This is a genomic window from Bacillus velezensis (assembly GCF_001461825.1).
Lineage (GTDB): Bacteria > Bacillota > Bacilli > Bacillales > Bacillaceae > Bacillus > Bacillus velezensis.
This window is the reverse complement of sequence record NZ_LLZC01000021.1, coordinates 1-22,356: the sequence shown is the minus strand read 5'-3', so window position 1 is coordinate 22,356 and position 22,356 is coordinate 1. Positions and strand designations below refer to the sequence as shown.

The window sequence follows — 22,356 nt, the reverse complement described above, 5'->3', positions numbered from 1 at the left end:
GGGGTCTTTATTCATTCCATCCAAATGAAGTCTGAACATTCGGACTCATCCGCCGCAAAAAAACTGACAGCGCCGCAACTGTCAGTTTATTAATAATGGCTATTTAACCGTCCGTTTTGCGGAGGGACGGCTCTCATGGTGTAGCCTGTCAACGGAAGTAACGATATAGGTACAGGCTTCTTCCGCCCGAATATCAGTATCTGAAAATGTTTGCGTCCGTGACGATGTTTTTCTGACTGTATCCACTAAATAAGGCTGCTTTCCCTTTTCTGCGCGGTAAATGGCGTAATAAGCCGTTTTTTCACCGTTGGATTTCGCATCTTCAATATAGAGTGTATGGCCTGAAGCATTCTTCTCCGCCCGTTTGACAGCCGGTTTTTTTAAAGCGGAATGTCCGAGCCAAGGCATCTCGGGAATTAATGCGGGCCGGCTGTACATGTCTTTGATCAAACGGTTTTTCACATCGAGCGGATTACGGTTTAAATCCTTTAAACTGAAATGCATGCTTCCTTTAATCCAAGCTGATCCCCTGTTAAGAGCAATCTGTCTTCCGTATTCCCCCGGGTCGGCCCAGGCCGGATCAGCATTGTTGTTGATTTTATAAGCTGCCTGCCCGATATATAAATGCACCGGCCGATTGTTCACTTCTTTTCCCCACCAATCCGCTAAGACGTCATATGCCGCCGCTTTAAATCCGATGCTCCAGTAAATTTGCGGTGCGATGTAATCAATGTATCCTTTTTGGATCCATTCTCTCGTATCAGCATATAAATCATCGTAGTTCCGCACCCCGGCGGCCGTTTCGGAGCCTGTCGGGTCATCTGCGACATTTCTCCATACGCCGAACGGGCTGATTCCGAATTTGACATAAGGTTTTTCTCGTTTGATGGTTTGGTTGATTTCTTTTACAAGCCGGTTGACATTATCCCTGCGCCAGTCATCAACTGATGCAAAGTGAGCTTTTCCGTACCGTTCGTATTCCGCCTGATCGGGGAATTCCTGTCCGGCAATTTTATAAGGATAAAAATAATCATCCATATGAACCGCATCAATGTCATAACGGCTGACCACCTCTTTGATTCCATCCGTTATAAATTGTCTTACTTCCGGAATGCCCGGATTATAGTACAGCTGTTTTCCGTATGCAGCGACCCAGTCCGGATGGGAACGCGCGGGATGATCATCTGAAAGCGCATTCAAATTTGTATGATTCATCGTGATCCGGTAAGGATTGAACCAAGCGTGAAATTCAAGATTCCGTTTATGTGTCTCTTCAACTAAAAAAGCAAGCGGATCGTAGCCGGGATTTTTGCCTTGTGTTCCTGTCAGATACTCTGACCAAGGCCCGTAATCTGATGGATAAAAAGCATCAGCCGCAGGCTTAATTTGGACGATAACGGCGTTCATTCCCATCTCCTGAACGTCATCCAGCAGCTTGCTGTATTCTCTTTTTTGCTCTTCCGGTGACAGCCCTTTTTTAGAGGGCCAGTCGATATTGGTGACAGACGCGATCCATACGGCTCTCATTTCTCTCTCCGGCTGAGTGCCGCTTGCTTGTGCGGATGCTGAGAATGTAAAGATGCCGGCTGTCAGTACAACGGCCAAAAACCATATCATGCTAAAACGGCAGCTTTTCATGTTTTTCCCCCTCTCTGCTTTACGGTATTCCGAAGCATTCCGGGCGGTGAATCAGAAAGCCTGCTTTGCTCCTCTTAGCCTAAAAGGGAAAGAAAAAAGTCCTAAAGCGAATAAACGCTTCAGGACTTTTTATGTTTCATGGCGGCGAGCACGTCAATGATCTTCGTTCCGACGCCGACACAAGTTTCAAGAATGGCCTGCGCTCCGGCGATGGACAAAATGAAAATAACCGGATGTGCATAGCGGGGCCAGACCAAGTAGCAGATGCCGATCAATATGGCGCACCAGACGCCCGCACACCAATAACATTGCAGCATATAACCGAATGCGGAGGAAGGGACTTTTTTTTGGACGGCGCGCCCGTTTTGATCGACGGTTTTTTCTTGCTTTATAAAGGGTTTTCTTATGAATTCCGTAATCTTATCAAATACGATCAAATGGGTCAGCCGGTAGCTGGCAAGAATAATCATTACATACGTAAGCCAAGATAGGTTCGTCATGTCAAAGCCTCCAAAAAAACTGAGTTTGATTCCCCTATCTTGCCCTTTGTCTTCTTCAGCCATTCTGCCGGATGTTACAGATTCCGCGCCAAGAGTCTTCCGCTGTTTGCAATGATGTCCAGTATGACCTCAGCATTTTGCTGTGCAAAGGCGGGTTCAAACATATCTTTATGGGCGCCCTCGCCTTGATATTCCTGATAGAGTCCCGTTGTGGCGCCTTCCCATTTCATCGGCTCGGTCTTATCACTGTGTTCTTCCTTTATGCCGGCCTCGATAAAATGGAGGTTGGCCGCGATTTGGCCGTCATTTATCAGTTCCGCCCAGTACGTTTGATAGCGCTCTGTCTTTTTGATGACTGCTTCTCTGACGGCTTCCGGGACGTTGTCGGCTGTTGCGTTTGTTGGCTGCGGCGGCAGTGCGTCAAGCTTTCTGTACGCGTCTGCGATAATGACGTCACTGATTTCTAAGCCGCGCTTTTCCATCGCTTTTGCCGCCTCGAATGCCGTATTGCCGCCTGCCGAATATCCGAAGAGGATATAAGGGCCTTCCGGCTGGATTTCCAGCATTTTATCAATGTATTGTTCCATTCTGCTGTCTTCTTCAATAAAGTTAAAACCGTACACAGCAGCCCGTCCATTTAATGCCGCCGCAAGATCTTTAAAGAAAATGCCGAAACCTGAGATAGGCGGAAAACAGAAAAGATTGCGGCCTTTCGGCTGGTTCAGTCTGCTGATATGCTGCTCTGCAGCTTCTGACAGTGTGCTGGAATATAGCTTTTCAGCCAATTGTTCAATTGTCGGATATTCAAATATCATTTCAATCGGCACATCCATCTGCTGCCTGGTCTTCAGCTGATGAATCACTTGCAATGCTTTCAAAGAATGGCCGCCCAGCTCAAAGAAGTCATCCTGTATGCCCAGCTCCCCGCAGCCGAGGATCGGCGTCCAAATGTCGATCAGCTCACGCTCCACCCAGTTTCGTGGCGGAACGGCTTTTGATGACGTTTTTTTCCGTTCTGGCGCAGGCAGCCCGCGGCGGTCCACTTTGCCGTTTGCGGTAAGCGGCATACGGTCAAGCTTAATCACATACTGAGGAATCATATAGTCGGGAAGCGACCTGGCCAATAGAGATCGAATGGTTTTTTCTTCAACATGCGCGCCCGTATAATACGCACAAAGGATTGCTTCTTGTCCTTCTTTTGCTACGATGACTGCCGATTCCCTGATTCCATCTATTTCAGTCAAGCGTGCTTCAATTTCGGCCGGCTCAATCCGCTTCCCGCGAATCTTGAATTGACGGTCAATACGGCTGATGTATCCGATGCTTCCATCAGGCAGCCAGTGTGCCAAGTCGCCTGTTTTGTAGATCTTTTCTTCAGGATGAATCGGGTGGCTGACAAATGCTTCACTTGTTAAGTCAGGCCTGTTTAAATAGCCTTTGGCAACCCCGTCACCGCCGACACAAAGCTCACCGGGCACGCCGATCGGCGCAAGTCCGCCATTTTTATCAATGATATATGCGGTTGAATTGCTGATCGGTTTTCCGATTGGGATCGGCTGAGAAAAATCGTGCCTGATTTCGTAAAAGGTGGAAAACGTCGTATTTTCCGTCGGTCCGTATATGTTATAAAGGCTGAGATTCGGACAGCGGTGTCTGACCTTATTGATGAGCGCCGGGGACAATGCTTCTCCGCCGACATATAAGGTGTGCAATCCGGAAAACATCTCCGGATCTGCCTGGGCAAACTGGTTAAAGAGCGCCGTCGTCAAAAACAAAATCGTAATCCGGTTGGATGAAAGATAATTGCCGAACCTCTCAGGGGCAAGCATTGTCGAGCGGTCAACCATATGAAGACAGGCCCCGTTCAAAAGCGCTCCGAAGATTTCAAACGTCACTGCGTCGAAACCGATGGACCCTGTCAGAATGAGACGGTCCGTCATGCCGGCCGACGTGTAATTGCTGTTTGACACGAGCGATACGACGTTTCGGTTGGAAATCATCACGCCCTTCGGTTTTCCTGTTGAACCGGATGTATACATAATATAGGCAAGGTCATCAGGTGCTGTATCGGTATTCAGTTTTCCCGCATCAGCGGTTTGTTTCTCTGCGGCAGCCGGGATAGAGATGATGTGAGAAAAGTCAAAGTCAGTCTCAATCCCTTTTTGCACCGTTAACAGCTGTGCTCCGCTCTCAGTGAGCATATCGGCGATCCTGTCGGTTGGCAGTTCTGCATCAAGAGGAAGGTACGTCCCTCCCGCTTTCAATACAGCGAGAACAGCGATGATAAATTCCGGTGAGCGTTCGGCCAGAATCCCGACAATTCCCTTTGGCGCCAAACCGTTTTCCAGCAGGGTGCGGGCGAATGCAGTTGACCGTTCATCGAGCTCCCGGTACGTCATCGTCAGCCCGCCGGCGTGAAGCGCCTGATGGTCCGGGGTTTTCTTCACCTGTCGGCTGAACAGGCTGATGATGCTTTCGTCTCTTTCATAAGTTGTTTTCGTGTCATTAAATTCGCCGATTATTCTTGATTTTTCCTTTTGTCCGAGCATCGGTAGCCGATCAGCGGGAACATCGGGATTGAAGGCGGCGCCGCGCAGAGCTTCTTCCAAGTGTCCTTTTACGCTCTCTATCCATACTTCGTCATAAACGTTCGCATTGTAGCTGAATTTGATGAGCAGCTCATCGCCGGGCGCTATGATGAGGTTAAAATCGTAGCCCGATTGTTCCGACACGTTGACATTCCCGATCCGGAACGGTGCATCCGATTCCTTTTCCGCGTCTTTCATCTGCTGCTGAATCGGATAATTTTCAAACACGATGATATGGTCGATTAAATCCTGTTTCAGCTCAGTCTGAGATTGGATGTCAGCAAGCGGATGGTAGCTGAACGCCTCTGAATCAAGCATTTCTTTCTGGCAGCGGCCCAGCAGTTCTCTAAAGCTTTCATCACCCGTTTTAATGCGTACCGGCACGGTATTGATAAACAGCCCGATCATGCTTTCCACGCCGTCAATGACGGAAGGCCGCCCTGATACGACGGCGCCGAATACGGCATCGTCCGTCCGGTTGTAGCGCTGCAGCATCAGGCCCCATACAGTCTGCATAAGAACCGCGAGCGTAGCGCCCTCTTCTTTGGCGATGGTTTTCAGCCTGTCTGTCAGATTTTGATCTAAAGAAAACAGCAGCTCTTTCTTACGGTAGCCTTTTTCCTGAGGACGGGCCGATATTTTCGGGAGTCCTGAGGGTGTCTCGCAGCCTGCTAAATATCCTTTCCAATACTCAGAAGCCGCGTCTTTGTCCTGATCAGTCAGCCATGTAATATAAGTGCTGTAAGGCTTTGCGGGCGCCAGTGTGACGGGTGAGCCTGATTCAATCGCCCGGTACATATGCATGAATTCCTGAAGGACGATGCCGAGGCACCAGCCGTCCATAAGGATGTGATGGTGGCTCCAGACGCATACATATTCCTCGTCTGCCGTTTTAAACAAAGAAACACGCATCAGCATATCCTTTTGCAAGTCAAAGCCTTTTAAGCGGTCACGTTCCTTAAATCGCTGTAAATAGGCGCTCTGTCCCGCTTCGTCCAAATGTGTAAGATCTTCGCGGTGCAGCCGGAATTCCCGCTTACGCAGCACAACTTGGCGGGGGCCGTTCAGCTGAGCGACATGAGGTAAAAAAACCGTTCTGAAAATATCGTGGCGGCTGATGACAGACTGTACGCTTTGCTCAAACAATTCCGGACGAAGCCGGCCTTTTATGGTGAAGACGGATTGCTCGATATATGCAGCCCCCTCCTTTTGCAGAAAGGAATGAAAAAGCATTCCTTCCTGCATTCGGCTGAGGGGATAAATGTTTTGGATATTTTTCGTTTTGTCCATGTGTTCCTCCCGCTCGGTTTAGTGGAAGCTGAGTAAGTCGGCAATATCCTGCAAGGCTTCCTCAGTCAGCTCCCGATCATCAAAGTCACTGACGGTCTTCTCCGTATCGGTTTTGCTGAGGCAGTGTTCCGACAGTTTCAGGAGATAATACCGGCAGCTTTCGGACAGCCGTTCGATCGTATCTTGCCGGAAGCGCTCCGTTTCATAGGAAATGCTGACGGTCATCCGGCCTTTTGCCGCAATCGCGCTGATTTCAAGTGACTGCTCCCGTTTCCATGTATCTGTCACATCATCTCCGCCTCCCAAAGGAGAAAACTGAAACGCGTCAGGCTGTTCCGTTTCTGCCGGATTCCCGCCGGGCGCATCGAATTGTCCGAGATAATTAAAGCTGATCTCCGGTGCTTTCCCGAAAGTCATCCCGGCAAGCTTCGGCGGTGTTAAATATTTGAGGACGCCGTATCCGTTCCCTTTATCCGGAATGCGCCGCAATGTGTCTTTGACGGTTTTCAATGTGCGAATTTCATATTCTTCATGAGGTTCATAAACTCCGCTCCGGAAAAGCACCGGGTAAATGGAAGTGAACCACCCCACCGTCCTGCTGATGTCCGCACCTGCCTGCTCCGATTGGCGTCCGTGTCCTTCAAGGGCGATTTTCAAAGCGTGCCGCGGCGACCACTTTTGAACGGCAAGCACGGCGGAAGCCAAAAGCACATCTTGCGTATCCGTATTGTAGGCGCTGTGCACATCTTTCAACAGGGCGTCCGTTTCACTTTCTGTCAGAGTGAAGGATACCGTGTTCCGTTTTTTTGCAGGAGTTTGAGATAAATCTGCCTGCTCGTAAGGAAGACTTTCTGTTTCATAGTGTTCAATCTCCCGCCAATACTCCGCCTGCTGAAGAAGCTGTCTGCTTTCGGCATAATCGGCCAGCTGCTCCGTATATGTTTTGAATGACATGGTTTTCGGAGGGAGTTTGATTTCCTGTCCAGAGACGGCCTGCTCATAAGCAGAAGCCAAGTCTTCCAATAAAATCCGCCATGATATCCCGTCGACAGCGAGATGATGGACCGTCAGAAACAAGTAATCTTCTGCTTCGGAGCGGAACAGCCCCGCCTGTACAAGCGGCCCGTTCTCCAAATCCATGTTTCTCTGAAGCTCTGCGACGCGGCGTTTTACAAAACGTTCCTTCTCATGCTCATCGCCTTCCGTTTCTAAAATGGTCAGGCTGTAAAGCTGCTCATCTGCGAGGTCAGCCGGTCTGTTGAAGAGGAGAAGACCTTTCTCTTCGTCTTTTTTGCAGACAAGGCGCAAGGAATCATGATGAACGGTAATGGCTTTTAACGTTTTCCTCAGGGCCTCTTCATTTATTGAATTTGTTCTCGTCAGCATGACGGACTGGTTAAAATGGTTTGCTTCCTTCATGTCTTGTGTGAAGAACCATTTGTGGACCGGCGACCACTTCACTTCTCCTTCTGCAGGAGCTTGGCTGACCGGCTGCCGCTCTGTACGGACATAAGGCGCCAGCTCTCTAATTGTCGGCCGGCTGAAAATATCTTTTACGGCGATTTGTTTTCCTGCCTGATGTAATCGGGCTGATACTTGCAGGGCTTTGATGGAATCGCCGCCCAGTTCAAAAAATGATTGATCCGCGGCAATGTTTTCAGTCCCGAGCACTTCGCTCCAAATCGCGGAAAGCTCTTTTTCCATGTCGCTTTCAGGCTCGGTAAATGCCCGTCCGGTGTGCGCTTTTTTCCGCGGCTCAGGAAGCGCGCGGCGGTCAAGCTTCCCGTTCGGTGTGACAGGCAGGGCTTCAAGTGTTTCAAAGAACGCCGGCACCATATAAGCGGGCATTTCATTTCTGAGCGCCTGCTGCACGGTTTCACTTTCCGTTCCTTCTTCTGTCACGATATAAGCGCATAGTTCCGTTTGGCCTGCTGATGCGGGCAGAGCGGTGACGGCTGCTTCTTTGACACCTTTTATGCCTGTTAAGGCGGATTCAATTTCTTTCAGTTCCACCCGGTAGCCTCTGATTTTGACTTGCTCGTCCATTCGGCCGATATATTGCAGCGTGCCGTCCGGCAGCCATTTTGCCAGGTCGCCCGTGCGGTACATGCGCCGGTTCTTCCGGAACGGGTCTTGGACAAAGGCTTGAGCCGTTTGCTTAGGAAGATTGCGGTACCCTCTTGCAAGGGCGGAACCCGAGATGCAAAGTTCTCCCGTTACGCCGATCGGCTGCGGGTGATCTCCGTTTAAAATATAAACGTGTGAATGCTCAATCGGACGGCCGATCGTGATGTTCTCACTTTGTTCTATATGTCTTGCCGCTGTAGTGGCGACGCTGTTTTCCGTCGGGCCGTACTCATTGGCAAGCTCAGTGTGTGGACAAACTGATAAACTGCGGCTGATAACGTTTTGGTCGACGGCTTCTCCCGCTAATGTGACAATCCGGAGAGACTCGGCATCACCCGGCTCCAGTACGTCAAGCAGTGTGCGATACAGCACGGGTACAATGATCATGTGAGTGATGCGGTAAGATGCAAGATAGTGTTTAATAGCAAGAATATCTCTTGCTTCATCTTCGGCTAAAACGGCCGCTTTCGCACCGGAAATCAGCGGTGTGAACATACTTGTTACAAAACCGTCAAATGAAAATGAAAAGAGCTGAAGAATCGTATCTTTCTCATTCAGATCATAAAATCCGCTCCGCCATTGAAGGGTTTGGCTGACGGAACGATGTTCGACCATAACCCCTTTCGGCCTGCCTGTCGTCCCGGACGTGTAAATGATGTAAGCCAAATCTTCCGGTGCTGATAATGACTGAACCGGTGATGCGTCTTGTTCTTGGATATCCTCCAGTGCGAGCACTTCACCTTTAAAATGATCAGGCACTTGATCTATTGCGCCGTGTACGGTAAGGAGAAGCGCTGTGCCGCTGTCTGAGATGATATATTGCTTGCGTTCCTCCGGATATTCAGGATCTATCGGGACGTAGGCGCCCCCGGCTTTCCAAACCCCGAAGACTGCCGCGACTTGTTCCGGTGATCTTGGTATCACAATGCCGACGGCGGCATCCGGTCCGATCTGCCGTTTTTGCAGAGCTCTGGCGATTTTATTCGACCATTCATCTAATTCTTTATATGTGATTAAAGTTTCCCCGCTGATAAGGGCTGCCGCATCCGGTGTTTTTCGCGCCTGGGTGATGAACAGTTCATGAACTGTTTTTTCAGGCAGCTGTTGATCCGCCATGCCGTTAAAGTCCGAAAGAATCCGGTTCCGTTCCGGAGCAGTCAGCATGCTGATCGCTTGTATAGAAGTTTCCGGTTCACGGACAATGTGTTCAAGCATCGTCATAAAGTGGGAAGCCCAGCGCTGCATCGTTTCTTTCCGGAATAATGACGCCGCATATTCAAACAGAAAATGAATCTGTCCCCCGCCTTCAGAAGCCTGCAAAGTGACATCAAATTTGGAAACCGGACGGGACACGTCCGCATTCTGAATATGCAAACCGTCCAACAGCAGTTCCTCATGCTCCATATTCTGAACGACAAGCATGGCGTCAAACAGCGGATTGCGGCTTGTGTCCCGCTGCACGCCGAGCCGTTCCACAAGCTCTTCAAACGGGTAGTCCTGATGCTCATACGCTTCAAGCGCCGCCTGGCGGACTTCCGCCAAGTAATCGGTGAACCGTTTGTCTCCTTTCGGCTCCGTTCTGATGGCCAGCGTGTTGACGAACATGCCGAGAATCGGTTCAAGGTCTTTGTGCGGACGCCCGGCAATCGGCGAGCCGACGATGATGTCTTCCTGCCCGCTCAGGCGCGCGAGTAACGTATTGTACGCGGCGAGAAGCACCATATACAAAGTGGAGCCGTGATCCCGGGCGATGCGGTGAAGGCCGGATGCCGTTTCGGCGTCAAGCGTGCACGATACACTGCCGCCCGCAAAGCTTCTGACAGCCGGTCGGGGCTTGTCAGCTGGGAGCTCAAGCACCGGAAGCTCGCCTTCAAGCCGCTTCAGCCAATAGGCTTCCTTCTCCTGATATCCTTCCTTCTCCTGAAACGACCGCTGCCAGACGGCATAGTCTTTATATTGAAGGCGCATCGGCGCAAGCGAACGGCCTGCGTACAGCTCGCCGAATTCTTTTATCAAGGTGTTGACGGACACACCGTCAGAAATAATATGATGCATATCCGTTAATAAAAGATGACGTTCATCCGATTCTTTCACGAGGGCCGCACGGAAGAGCGGCGCTTCCTCCAGACAAAACGGCCGGACGAATGCGTCAGCTGACTCGGCCTCATCCAGCTGAAACGGTACGCTGTCATGGATGCGCTGCACCGGTTCGCCGTCAGGCCCCGTTTCAAAGGACGTTCTGAGCGACTCATGCCGCTCAACAAGCTGCCGGAACGTCTCCTCCAGCCGGCCGCGGTCAAGCGGGCCCGTCAGTTCCAGCACAGCCGGCATATTGTAGCCGACACCGCCGTCTTCAAGCTGTTGGAGCACATACATCCGTTTCTGCGCCGAAGACACCGGGTAGGTGTCCTGTTTTTGCGCAGGCTGAATCGCTTCATACGGGCTCTCTTCCAAGTCCTGAATAACCGAAGCGAGCTCTTCCACCGTCGGCCGGGCGAAGATGTCCTGTAACGGCACCTGAACACCGAACTCTTTGGCGATGCGGGAGACGAGAGCCGTCGCTTTTAACGAATGGCCGCCCCGCTCAAAAAAGTGATCCCGGATGCCGACGGGGCCGTTTTTCAGCACCTCTTCCCAGAGGGCGCAAAGCTTCATTTCCGTGACGTTCCGCGGGGCGGTGTACGCCCGTCTGTCTGCCGCTCCGCCGGGAGCCGGCAGTGCGCGGCGGTCAAGCTTTCCGCTCGGCGTGACCGGCCATTCGCTCATCTCTATAAACTGAGCCGGCATCATGTAGGCCGGAAGGCGTGTCGCAAGCTCCGCCCGCACGTCATCGCTTTCCCGTCCTTCGATATAGGCGTAAAGCGCGGTTTCGCCGTGTTCGGTCCGGGCGGTGACCGCCGCCTCACGAATGCCGTCGATGCGCCGGATCGCCGCTTCAATCTCCCCCGGTTCGATCCGGTAGCCGCGGACTTTCACCTGTCCGTCTGAACGGCCGAGCCATTCAACAAGGCCGTCTTCTGTCCAGCGTGCGATATCGCCTGTCTGATACATGCGTTCTCCCGGATAAAACGGATCATCGAGAAAACGCTCCTCCGTCAGCTCAGGCCGGTTCAGATAGCCCCGGGCCACCCCTGTCCCCGCGATGTACAGCTCTCCGATACAGCCCGGCGGCAGAAGCTGTTTCTTTTGATTTAAAATATACAGCCGCATGTTATGTCCGGAAATGCCGATCGGAACATTGTGAAATTCTTTTCCTTGCGGCAAATCAAAGTACGCCGCTTCTACTGTCGCTTCCGTCGGACCGTAGGAATTTGTCAATTCCGTTCCCGGCAGAAGGTCATAAAAACGGGAAGCCAGGTGCGGGCCCAATTGTTCGCCGCCGGCAAAAACCCTTTTTAAGCAGGTCTTTTTAATCGGCTGTTTTCTGGAATTTATATATTCCAAGAAAGCATGAAGCATGGATGGCACAAAATGGGCCGCTGTTATGCGGTTATTCTCCAATGCGTTCAGTATCATTTCAGGGTCCTTTTCGCCTCCTTGCGGAAGGAGGAAAACAGAAGCTCCCGCGATCGGCCACCAAAACAGCTCCCAAATCGAAGCGTCGAAAGAGTATGATGTTTTATGCAAAATGATGTCAGAATCACTTAATCCATAACGCGTTTGCAGTGAGTATAAAAAGTTTACGGCTGACTGATGTTCAACCTGCACGCCTTTTGGGCGTCCCGTAGAACCGGATGTATAGATGATATAAGCCAATGAATCAGGTTTTACCGGAACATTGGGGTTGGCCGCAGCTTCAGGGTTTCCTGTTTGTCCGCTTTTCAGAGAGATCATTTCTCCCTCAAAAAGATCTGCAGCCAAAAGTTCTGGTTCTGCCAGTAAGAATTTCACGCCGCTGTCTTTCAGTAAAAAGCGAATCCGCTCTTTCGGGTAATCCGGATCAATCGGCAGATATGCACCGCCTGCTTTTAAGACAGCGTAAATGCCGATCAGCATATCAGGAGAACGCCGGCCCATAATGGCAGTTTTATCCTCCAGCCTTATCCCCCGCTTAATCAGCCGGTGCGCAAGCTCATTCGCTCTTTCGTTCAGCTCTTGATACGTAATCGAAATGTCATCAGTTAAAATCGCCGGACGGTCCGGCGTTTTTTCCGCCTGCTGTTCCAGCAGATCATGAAGAGACTGATGAAGCGGAAACGCTGTTTTCTGCAAGGGGCTGAAATCTTGAAGCAGAGACGCTTCTTCTATTTCTGTCAAAACAGAAATATCGTCTAATTCCAAGCCCGGATCAGCCGCGGCGTTTTCGGCAAGTGTCGTAAAAAATTCGGCCCATTTTTGAATCGTTTTTCTCTTAAACAAATCGGTGCTGTATTCAAACTGGCAGTACAATTCACCGGCGTTTTCAGAGATGTACAGCGATAAGTCAAATTTAGAAATCGGCAGGCTGACGTCTGCCGGCTGCAGTTCAAGTCCGGCTGCCCTAAGCTTCTGCTGTTCCATATTTTGCAGCGCAAATGTTGTGTCAAACAGCGGATTTCGGGACATGTCCCGCGGCACACCGAGCTTATCGACGAGCTCTTCTAACGGGTAATCCTGATGTTCGTAAGCCTCAAGCGCTGTTTGGCGAACTTCCTTTAAATATTCTTTGAATGTCATGCTTCCGTCGGGACGCGTCCTGAAAGCAAGCGTATTGACAAACATGCCCAGAACGACGTCAAGGTCGGCATGAGGCCTTCCGGCAATCGGAGACCCGACAATCATATCTTCCTGTCCGCTTAAACGGGCTAACAGAACCGTGTACACACCGAGCAGCGTCATATACAGTGTGCATTTGTTTTCTTTCGCCAGCTTTTTCAACTGTGCTGTATGTTTTTCGCTGATGACAAATGACACCCGGTCACCGGAAAAGCTCCGCACCGGGGGACGCGGCTTATCAGCCGGCAATTCAAGCACGGGAATCTCCCCGGCAAGCCGGTTCAGCCAGTACTCCTCTTGTTTCCGATATGCGGCGCCCGCCATAAATGATTGCTGCCAGACGGCATAATCTTTGTATTGAATCCGTAACGGCGGCAGACTTCTCTCAGCATACAGCTCACTGAATTCACGTATCAAAAGATTGACGGATACGCCGTCTGAAATAATATGATGCATGTCAGCTAAAAGCAGATGCCGGTCTTTTTCTATTTGGACAAATCCCGCCCGGAAAAGGGGCGCTTTGCCGAGATCGAACGGCCGGATAAACGCTTCGGCTGATTGTTCTTTTGTAAATGCAAACGGCACTTCGTCATGAATTCTCTGCACGGACAGGCCGTTTTTTTCTTCAAAGGACGTTCTGAGCGGTTCATGCCGCCGGATCAATTCCTTGAACACGGCTTCCATCCTGTCTCGGTCAAATGGCCCCTTCACCTCTAAAACGGCTGGAATGTTATAGCTGACACCGCCATTTTCAAGCTGGTGAAGGACATACATCCGTTTTTGGGCGGATGAGACAGGATATGTTTCTTTCGTTTCTGTCTTTTCTATGGATGCGAACGGGTTCTCTTCTGCTTCACTGATGATTTTGGCGAGTTCTTCTACAGTCGGATGGCTGAAGACATCGCTCAGCGGGATTTGCACACTGCACTCTTTAGCTATTTTTGCAACGAGTGCCGTCGCCTTTAATGAATGGCCGCCAAGCTCGAAAAAGTGATCGTGAACGCCGATCGGACCGGTTTGAAGCACTTCTTCCCATATGCGGGTAAGCTTCAGCTCGGTCACATTCCGGGGAGCTGTATATCGACGGCCCGTTGCGTACGCCGAAGCTTCCGGAAGGGCCCGCTGATCGACTTTTCCGTTCGCAGTAAGCGGAATCGCGTCAACAAAAGCCCATTTGACCGGAATCATATAATCAGGCAGCTCTTTAGCCAAATCTCTTCGCAGCTGAGAAGGATCAGTCGCTTGTGAGACGCTGCAGTAAGCGCATAATTCATTTTCGCCCGACTCATTCGTTTGAATCAGAACGGCAGCTTCTTTCACGGCATGATGATTTGCCAGGACGGTTTCAATTTCCTTCGGTTCAATCCGGTACCCTCTGATCTTCACTTGATCATCTGTCCGGCCGATGTATTCAATTTGGCCGTCCGCACGCAGTCTTGCCAAATCTCCGGTCCGGTACATGACGGCGTCCGTTCTGAACGGATCGGGCAAAAATTTCTCTTCGGTCAGCGCCGGATTGTTCACATAGCCTCTTCCTGTATTCGCTCCGGAAATATACAATTCTCCCGCAATTCCGAGAGGCTGAAGCTGCCTGTTTTTGCTGAGAATATACATCTTGTTATGATGGATCGGTTTCCCGATCGGCGGATGTTCAGGTATGTCATCTCCTGCAGAAATCGTATACGTTGAAACCACATGAGTTTCTGACGGGCCGTAATGATTATGCAGATGCATACCGTGTAAACGGAGCGTCTGCCTGAACAAACGCGAAACGGTCAGCTGCTCCCCGGCCGTAATGACATGCTTCACACAGCGGGGAAAAGACTGTGCATAACCTTCTTCATTGAAAAGCATCTTGACAAACGCAGTCGGGAAAAACACCACTTCCGTGTTGTGCTGATCAATAAACGAAAACAGCTGAGAAACATCCCGTTTGATTGATTCCGGCACGATACAGAGGGTGCCGCCGCTCAAGAGTACTGAAAATAACTCCTGATAGCAGACGTCAAACGCCAAAGATGCGTACTGCAGCACATTTGTGCAAAAATCAATGTCTGTGTTCGTCAATTGGTGAGAAAGCAGGTTGGCCATATTTTTATGTTCGAGCAGCACGCCCTTCGGTTTCCCTGTCGTACCGGATGTATAAATCATATAAAGGAGGTCGTCCGCCGTATTAATGGATTGCACATTGCTTCCGTCCGCTTCCGTCCCGGCCTCTTCTATGTATGTAACTTGCAGCGTTTGTTCCGCGGGGACTGACTGATGCCGCTCTGTTACAACATGGACGCAGCCGCTGTTTTCAATGACATATCGGATACGCTCCTTTGGACTGCCCGGATCTATCGGGACAAAGGCGCCGCCCGCTTTTAAAATACCGAGAACAGCCGCCGCTAAAGAAGGGGAACGGCCGAGCATGACGCCTACCGGCTCCTCCCGCTTTAAACCGCGTTTTTTCAGCAGGCGTGCCAGCTTATTAGCCGATTCGTTCAGCTCTTTGTACGTCACTGACTCACCTTCATACCGAATCGCGATTTGATCCGGCGTTTTTGCGGCCTGCCGTTCAAACATTGCATGAACCGTGTCATATTCAGGCTTTTCGGTCTCTTCAGAAATCGGCGCAAGCAGCTGCACTTTTTCCCCTGGAGTGATGATTTCAAGCTTGTCCGGCGTGATGTCCGGTTTGTCGAGAACTTGGGAGACGATGTGTGCCAAATGGCCTTTGATATTTTCAATAAATTGGCGGTCATACACGCTTGAATCGTATCTCATTTTCAAGTGAATCTCGTCACCCGGCGCCACCATCAGGTAAAAACTGTAGTTGGTTTCGTCTTCCATGCTGAAATCATGGATGTGAAAAAGGTCTTTCGTGTCCCCCTTGCTGTTCAGCACATCAAGCTCCTGTTCAACCGGATAATTCTCAAAGACAAGAATGTGGTCAATTAAGCCTTGTTTTACCTGTGAATTCGCCTGTATGTCATAAAGCGGATGATAGCTGTATGCCTGTCCTTTCAAAGCATCCTTTTGCACATTTTTGATCAGCTTTTGAAACGGGATGTTTGCCCCGCTGATCCGGACAGGCACGGTATTAATAAACAGGCCGATCATTCGCTCGATGCCTTCGATTTCAGACGGCCTTCCGGAAATGACAGAACCAAAAACCGCATCTTCTGTCTGGTTATACGCCTGAAGCAAAATGCCCCAGAGCGTGTGGAAAATGGTGCTCAGCGTGACCTCTTCTTTTACGGCCAGCTCTTTCAGCTTAGCCGTGTCCTCTTTTGAAAAGGAAAACGTCACTTCCTCTTGTCTGCTTTCGCCGGATTTTTTCTGCTTCGGCAGAACAGTCTGCTGCTCAAAGCCTTCAAGGTACCGCTCCCAGTACGAAGCGGCTTTTTCTTTATCTTGCTCCATCAGCCACTTGATGTAGGTCCCGTACGGCACAGCGGGCTCAAGCGTTAACGGTGTCCGGCGGAGCCGCGAGGCGTATATCTGGAAGAACTCTTTCAGCACGATTCCGAGACACCAGCCATCCATAATGATGTGATGGAAACTCCATATGCACGTATATTCACATTCACCGGTTTGAAGCAGCGTCACCCGCATCAGCATGTCTTTTTGCAGATGAAACCCTTTCTTACGGTCTCTTCGTTTGGCTTCTTCAATATGCTTGATTTGATCAGCCTTGTTTAAATTGGTGAGATTTTCCTCAATGATGCTGACGTTCCGCTCTTTTAATACGACCTGCTGCGGCACTGACACGTTCTGGCTGATAAAGATCGTTCTGAAAATATCATGTCTTTCGAAAAGGGCATGAACGCTCTCTTCAAACACGCGGGTGTCAACCTTCCCCGTTATTGAAAAGGAGGCCTGCTCGGCGTAAGCCTGTGATTCCTTTTGCAGGAGGGAATGAAAAAGCATTCCTTCCTGCATATAAGACAGCGGATAAATATCCTGAATTGCATTCTTTTTTGTCATGTTATAATCTCCCCGTCGCCTTTTTCTACAGTTCCTCGACAAAACTCGCTATGCTGTCCAAATCATCAGATGTTAACGTTTTGCTGCTAAAATCACTAACGGTTTTTTCTGCTTCCTCTTTGCCGGTGCAGTGCGCCATAATATCACGCAAATATTGCTGTAAAGTTTGCAGCAGCTGTTCCATCGTTTCTTTGCGGAAGCGGCTCGGCGGATAGCTCAAACTGAAGTGAAGTTTGTTTTGTGCGGCCATCGCGCTCATTTCCACCGCTTGTTCCCGCTGCCATGTCGGCGTGATGTCGTGCCCGCTTGCAAGACCGGACAGACTGAACGTGTGCTGATCTTCTGTATCATTGAATTGCCCTAAATAGTTAAAGCTGATTTCAGGCGCTTGTCTGAAGCGGATTGTTTTTTGTTCAGGCGGTGTCATGTATTTTAAAATGCCGTAGCCTATTCCTTTATCCGGTATTCTTCCGAGTGTGTCTTTGACCGTTTTTACCGCCGTTCCAAGCTCAGCGCCTGCTGTGTTCAAGTCAATGAGCACCGGATACATGGAGGTAAACCAGCCTACGGTGCGGCTGATGTCGAGCTCCGGCATGATGTGCTCTCTCCCGTGCCCTTCCATCGCGATGCGCAGTCTGCCGCCCCCTGTCCAGTCCCGTAAAGCCAAAGCTGCGGCAGTCAGAAGAATATCTTGCGTATCGGTATGGTAGGCCCGGTTGACCTGCTGAAGCAAAACGGACGTTTCTTCTTCTGTAAGCGTAAAGCTTACCGTTTGCCGAATGCTGTCGGCTCCCGTCTGATGCTGCGGTTTTTCATAAGGAAGTTCGGCGGCTGTTTCTTCTTCAATAAAACGCCAATATTCCTCTTCACGCATCAGCTTGCTGCTTTTTGCGTATTCTGAAAGCCTTTCAGCGTATTGCTTAAACGAATCGGTCTTTGGCGGAAGCTGGACCGGCTGACCTTTTACAGCTTGAGTGTAAGCGGCAGATAAATCCTCCAGCAAAATACGCCATGACACTCCGTCAACCGCCAGGTGATGTACGGTGATGAATAAATAATCTCCGGACCGGGTTTTGAACCAGCCGGCTTTTAATAACGGGCCTTTTTCAATATCCATCCGCTGTTGGAGCGCAGCCACTTCAGTTTCTATTTCTCTTTCCCAAGTATCTGTCCCAGACATATCCCAAATGTCCAAGGTGTACAGTTCGTCTTTTTGAATACCGTGATTGATTTGTCTGAAACTTTCGTTTTCTGCACTGACGGTGATCCGGAGTGCATCATGATGAATGACAAGATGCTCCAAGGCTTCTTTGAGCGGCTGTTTATGCAATGCGTCAGAGCTGAACATCATGACGGACTGATTGAAATGATTTCTGTTTTCCATCCGCTGTGATAAAAACCAGTGCTGAACGGGTGTCCAAGGTATGTCTCCTTCCACCGGCCGCTGATCGATGACTCTTTCCGCTTTCCGGATAAGTGGCGCGAGCTCCTTAATGGACGGATGCCGGAATAAGTCGCTTGCCGTCATTTTCCGCCCATAGCGTCCGAGCCGTGCGGAAACTTGCAGCGCTTTGATTGAATCGCCGCCCAACTCAAAAAATGAGTCCTCAATCCCGACTTGTTTTGTGCCGAGCACTTCCTGCCAGATCACGGAAAGCTGTTCTTCAAGCTCATTGCGGGGAGCTGTGTACGCGGTTTGAAGCGCGAGCTCCGGTTCGGGCAGATTTTTCCGATCCAATTTACCGTTCGGCGTAAGCGGCAGCTTCTCAAGTTCCATCATATAGGCCGGAACCATGTAATTCGGCAGTTGCTTAGACAGTGAAGAACGCACTTTTTCTGTATCCATGTCCGCCTGCAGACTCATATATGCGATCAGTTCTTTATTGCCGGACTGCCCGGTTCTGACTGACACGGCAGCTTCTTTCACACCGTCCAGGCTCCTCAGTGCGGCTTCAATCTCTCCCAGCTCGACCCGATAACCGCGGATTTTCACTTGATCATCCATCCGTCCGGCATATTCGATCGTTCCGTCCGGCAGCCAGCGGGCTAAATCTCCGGTGCGGTACATCCGTTCTCCGGGAACAAAAGGATTGGGGACAAATTTTTCTTCCGTCAGCTCAGGGCGGCCGAAATATCCTCTTGCCACACCGTCTCCGCCAGTGCATAATTCGCCGATGACGCCGATCGGCTGCGGTGTTCCCCTGCCGTTTATGATATATGCGGTTGAATTTCCGACAGGGCGCCCGATCGGGATTGAATGATCGTATGATTGTTCAATCAAAAAGCAAGTCGAGAACGTCGTGTTTTCAGTCGGTCCGTATCCATTCCATACTGAGAGATGCGGCAGCGCATTCCGAACCCGGTTTACATGGCTCGGGGACAGTGCTTCCCCGCCGATAATCAATCGGGATAATCCGGAAAACACGTCTTTATTTTGTTCTGATAAATGGTTGAACAGAGACGATGTCAGCCACAGTGTCGTAATGCCGTTTTGCTGTATAAATGTTTCCAGAACATCAGAGTCGAGATAGGTTTCCTGGTCACTTACATATAAAGAAGCGCCGTTTAAAAGCGGACCGAATATTTCAAATGTCGTAACGTCAAATCCTAATGATGAAGTAAACAACAGTCTGTCTTTCGGCGTAAAATCAATATAATTGCTGTTTTTCACAAGGCGGATCACGCTTCGCTGTTCAATCATGACGCCTTTTGGCGCACCTGTTGACCCGGACGTATAAATCATGTAGGCCAATGATTCAGGTCCGCCGAGCGGTTCGGGATTTTCCGAACTCAAGCCGGCCTTTGTTTGAATATCCTCTATGAATAAACGTTTTCCTGAAAGCGGCAGACCGTCAAGTTTATCAGATTGGAGAAGAATATCAGCTTTACAGTCTTTAAGCATCCATTCAGCCCGTTCCCGCGGCACATCGTCACCGATAGGCAAGTAGGCGCCTCCCGCTTTTAATATTCCGAGGATTCCGGAAGCAAGCTCTGTTGTGCGGCCGGTTAATAAGGCGACAACGCTTTCCGGACCGACGCCATTTGATCGGAGAGCCGCCGCTATTCTGTTAGCCCGTTCGTTCAGCTCACGGTATGTCAAGATTTGTCCATCATATACAACTGCCCGGGCATCGGGGGTTTCTTTTGCCTGCCGCTCAAATAAACGGCTGATGGTTTCGTGTCTTGGGTAATCGCTTTTCGTCTGATTAAACTGATAAATGACGCGATTTGTTTCAGCATCATCCAGTACGTGAATGTCACCAAGCGGTATCGCTTGGTTTTCAATTACTTTTGTAAGAATACGGGTAAAATAAGAAAGCCATTTTTCAATTGTCTGTTTTTGATAGATATCTGTATTGAATTCAAAATCAAAGCTGATGGAACCGTCAGACCCTTCTGACGCGTAAAGCGTGGCATCAAACTTTGCGGTTTTATGACTTGTATCCGCAGCTTGAGCCAAATGCAGCTTATTTAACCCCAGGGATTCACGCTCCATATTTTGGAGCACAAACATAACGTCAAACAGCGGATTGCGGCTCATGTCCCGCTGCACGCCGAGCCGCTCCACAAGCTCCTCAAACGGGTAGTCCTGATGCTCATACGCCTCAAGCGCCGCCTGGCGGACTTCCGCCAAGTAATCGGTAAACCGTTTGTCTCCTTTCGGCTCCGTTCTGATGGCCAGCGTGTTGACGAACATGCCGAGAATCGGTTCAAGGTCTTTGTGCGGACGCCCGGCAATCGGCGAGCCGACGATGATGTCTTCCTGCCCGCTCAATCGCGCGAGTAACGTATTGTACGCGGCGAGAAGCACCATATACAAAGTGGAGCCGTGATCCCGGGCGATGCGGTGAAGGCCGGATGCGGTTTCAGCGTCAAGCGTGCATGATACGCTGCCGCCCGCAAAGCTTCTGACAGCCGGACGGGGCTTGTCAGCCGGAAGCTCAAGCACCGGAAGCTCGCCTTCAAGCCGCTTCAGCCAGTAGGCTTCCTGCTTCTGAAATCCTTCCTTCTCCTGAAACGACCGCTGCCAGACGGCATAGTCTTTATATTGAAGGCGCATCGGCGCAAGCGAACGGCCTGCGTACAGCTCGCCGAATTCTTTAATCAAGGTGTTGACGGACACACCGTCAGAAATAATATGATGCATATCCGTTAATAAAAGATGACGTTCATCCGATTCTTTCACGAGGGCCGCACGGAAGAGCGGCGCTTCCTCCAGACAAAACGGCCGGACGAATGCGTCAGCTGACTCGGCCTCATCCAGCTGAAACGGCACGCTGTCATGGATGCGCTGCACCGGTTCGCCGTCAGGCCCCGTTTCAAAGGACGTTCTGAGCGACTCATGCCGCTCCACAAGCTGCCGGAACGTCTCCTCCAGCCGGCCGCGGTCAAGCGGGCCCGTCAGTTCCAGCACAGCCGGCATATTGTAGCCGACACCGCCGTCTTCAAGCTGTTGGAGCACATACATCCGTTTCTGCGCCGAAGACACCGGGTAGGTGTCCTGTTTTTGCGCAGGCTGAATCGCTTCATACGGGCTCTCTTCCAAGTCCTGAATAACCGAAGCGAGCTCTTCCACCGTCGGCCGGGCGAAGATGTCCTGTAACGGCACCTGAACACCGAATTCTTTGGCGATGCGGGAGACGAGAGCCGTCGCTTTTAACGAATGGCCGCCCCGCTCAAAAAAGTGATCCCGGATGCCGACGGGGCCGTTTTTCAGCACCTCTTCCCAGAGGGCGCAAAGCTTCATTTCCGTGACGTTCCGCGGGGCGGTGTACGCCCGTCTGTCTGCCGCTCCGCCGGGAGCCGGCAGTGCGCGGCGGTCAAGCTTTCCGCTCGGCGTGACCGGCCATTCGCTCATCTCTATGAACTGAGCCGGCATCATGTAGGCCGGAAGGCGTGTCGCAAGCTCCGCCCGCACGTCATCGCTTTCCCGTCCTTCGATATAAGCGTAAAGCGCGGTTTCGCCGTGTTCGGTCCGGGCGGTGACTGCCGCCTCACGAATGCCGTCGATGCGCCGGATCGCCGCTTCGATTTCCCCCGGTTCAATCCGGTAGCCTCGGACTTTCACTTGTCCGTCTGAACGGCCGAGCCATTCGACAAGGCCATCTTCTGTCCAGCGTGCGATATCGCCCGTCTGATACATGCGCTCGCCCGGATAAAACGGATCATCGAGAAAACGCTCCTCCGTCAGCTCAGGCCGGTTCAGATAGCCCCGGGCCACCCCTGTCCCTGCGATGTAAAGCTCTCCTGCCACACCCGCAGGCTGGATGGTTCCTCCGCTATCTAATACATACAGACGGGCACCAGGAACGGGTTTTCCGATCGGAAGCCTTGTCCGTCCGCTGTCCCGTTTTCGGTCACAGACGTAAAACGCCGCATCAACCGTCGCTTCTGTCGGTCCGTAGCCGTGAATAAGCATGGTCTCCGGCAACAGATCGGCAAACCGGGCAGCCGTAAGCGGGGAAAGAGCTTCCCCTCCGGCAAACACGCGTGTCAGTGTTCTGCCGAGGCGTGTTCTTGTTTCCTCAGGCTCTGTTTCCAGCGCG

At 50.9% G+C, this 22,356-nt stretch carries 5 protein-coding genes; all 5 read right to left on the bottom strand.

Translation table 11 applies throughout. The features are described from left to right. Positions 1–99 precede the first annotated feature (99 nt). Positions 100–1,638: a glycoside hydrolase family 10-like protein gene (locus tag AR442_RS18105; protein ID WP_014418068.1), complete on the bottom strand. Its 1,539-nt coding sequence runs from the start codon at positions 1,636–1,638 to the stop codon at positions 100–102. Positions 1,639–1,757: 119 nt separating this feature from the next. Beyond that, positions 1,758–2,138, bottom strand: coding sequence for a DUF1360 domain-containing protein (locus tag AR442_RS18100; protein WP_014418069.1), 381 nt, complete (start codon positions 2,136–2,138; stop codon positions 1,758–1,760). Positions 2,139–2,212: 74 nt separating this feature from the next. Further along, on the bottom strand, positions 2,213–6,016 hold the full coding sequence (locus AR442_RS18095; RefSeq protein ID WP_014418070.1) for a non-ribosomal peptide synthetase: 3,804 nt from the start codon (positions 6,014–6,016) through the stop codon (positions 2,213–2,215). Between the two features lie 18 nt (positions 6,017–6,034). Then, a complete protein-coding gene (locus AR442_RS18090; RefSeq protein ID WP_014418071.1) occupies positions 6,035–16,810 on the bottom strand; it encodes a non-ribosomal peptide synthetase in 10,776 nt (3,591 codons plus the stop codon). A gap of 25 nt (positions 16,811–16,835) precedes the next feature. Further along, positions 16,836–22,356 (bottom strand): non-ribosomal peptide synthetase (locus AR442_RS18085; RefSeq protein ID WP_060557618.1); only part of this gene is annotated, 5,521 nt, incomplete at its 5' end.

Excerpts from the sequence above, each read along its gene's own strand:
- AR442_RS18105 (WP_014418068.1), bottom strand. The coding sequence starts at position 1,638 with ATGAAAAGCTGCCGTTTTAGCATGATATGGTTTTTGGCCGTTGTACTG.
- AR442_RS18100 (WP_014418069.1), bottom strand. The coding sequence starts at position 2,138 with ATGACGAACCTATCTTGGCTTACGTATGTAATGATTATTCTTGCCAGC.
- AR442_RS18095 (WP_014418070.1), bottom strand. The coding sequence starts at position 6,016 with ATGGACAAAACGAAAAATATCCAAAACATTTATCCCCTCAGCCGAATG.
- AR442_RS18090 (WP_014418071.1), bottom strand. The coding sequence starts at position 16,810 with ATGACAAAAAAGAATGCAATTCAGGATATTTATCCGCTGTCTTATATG.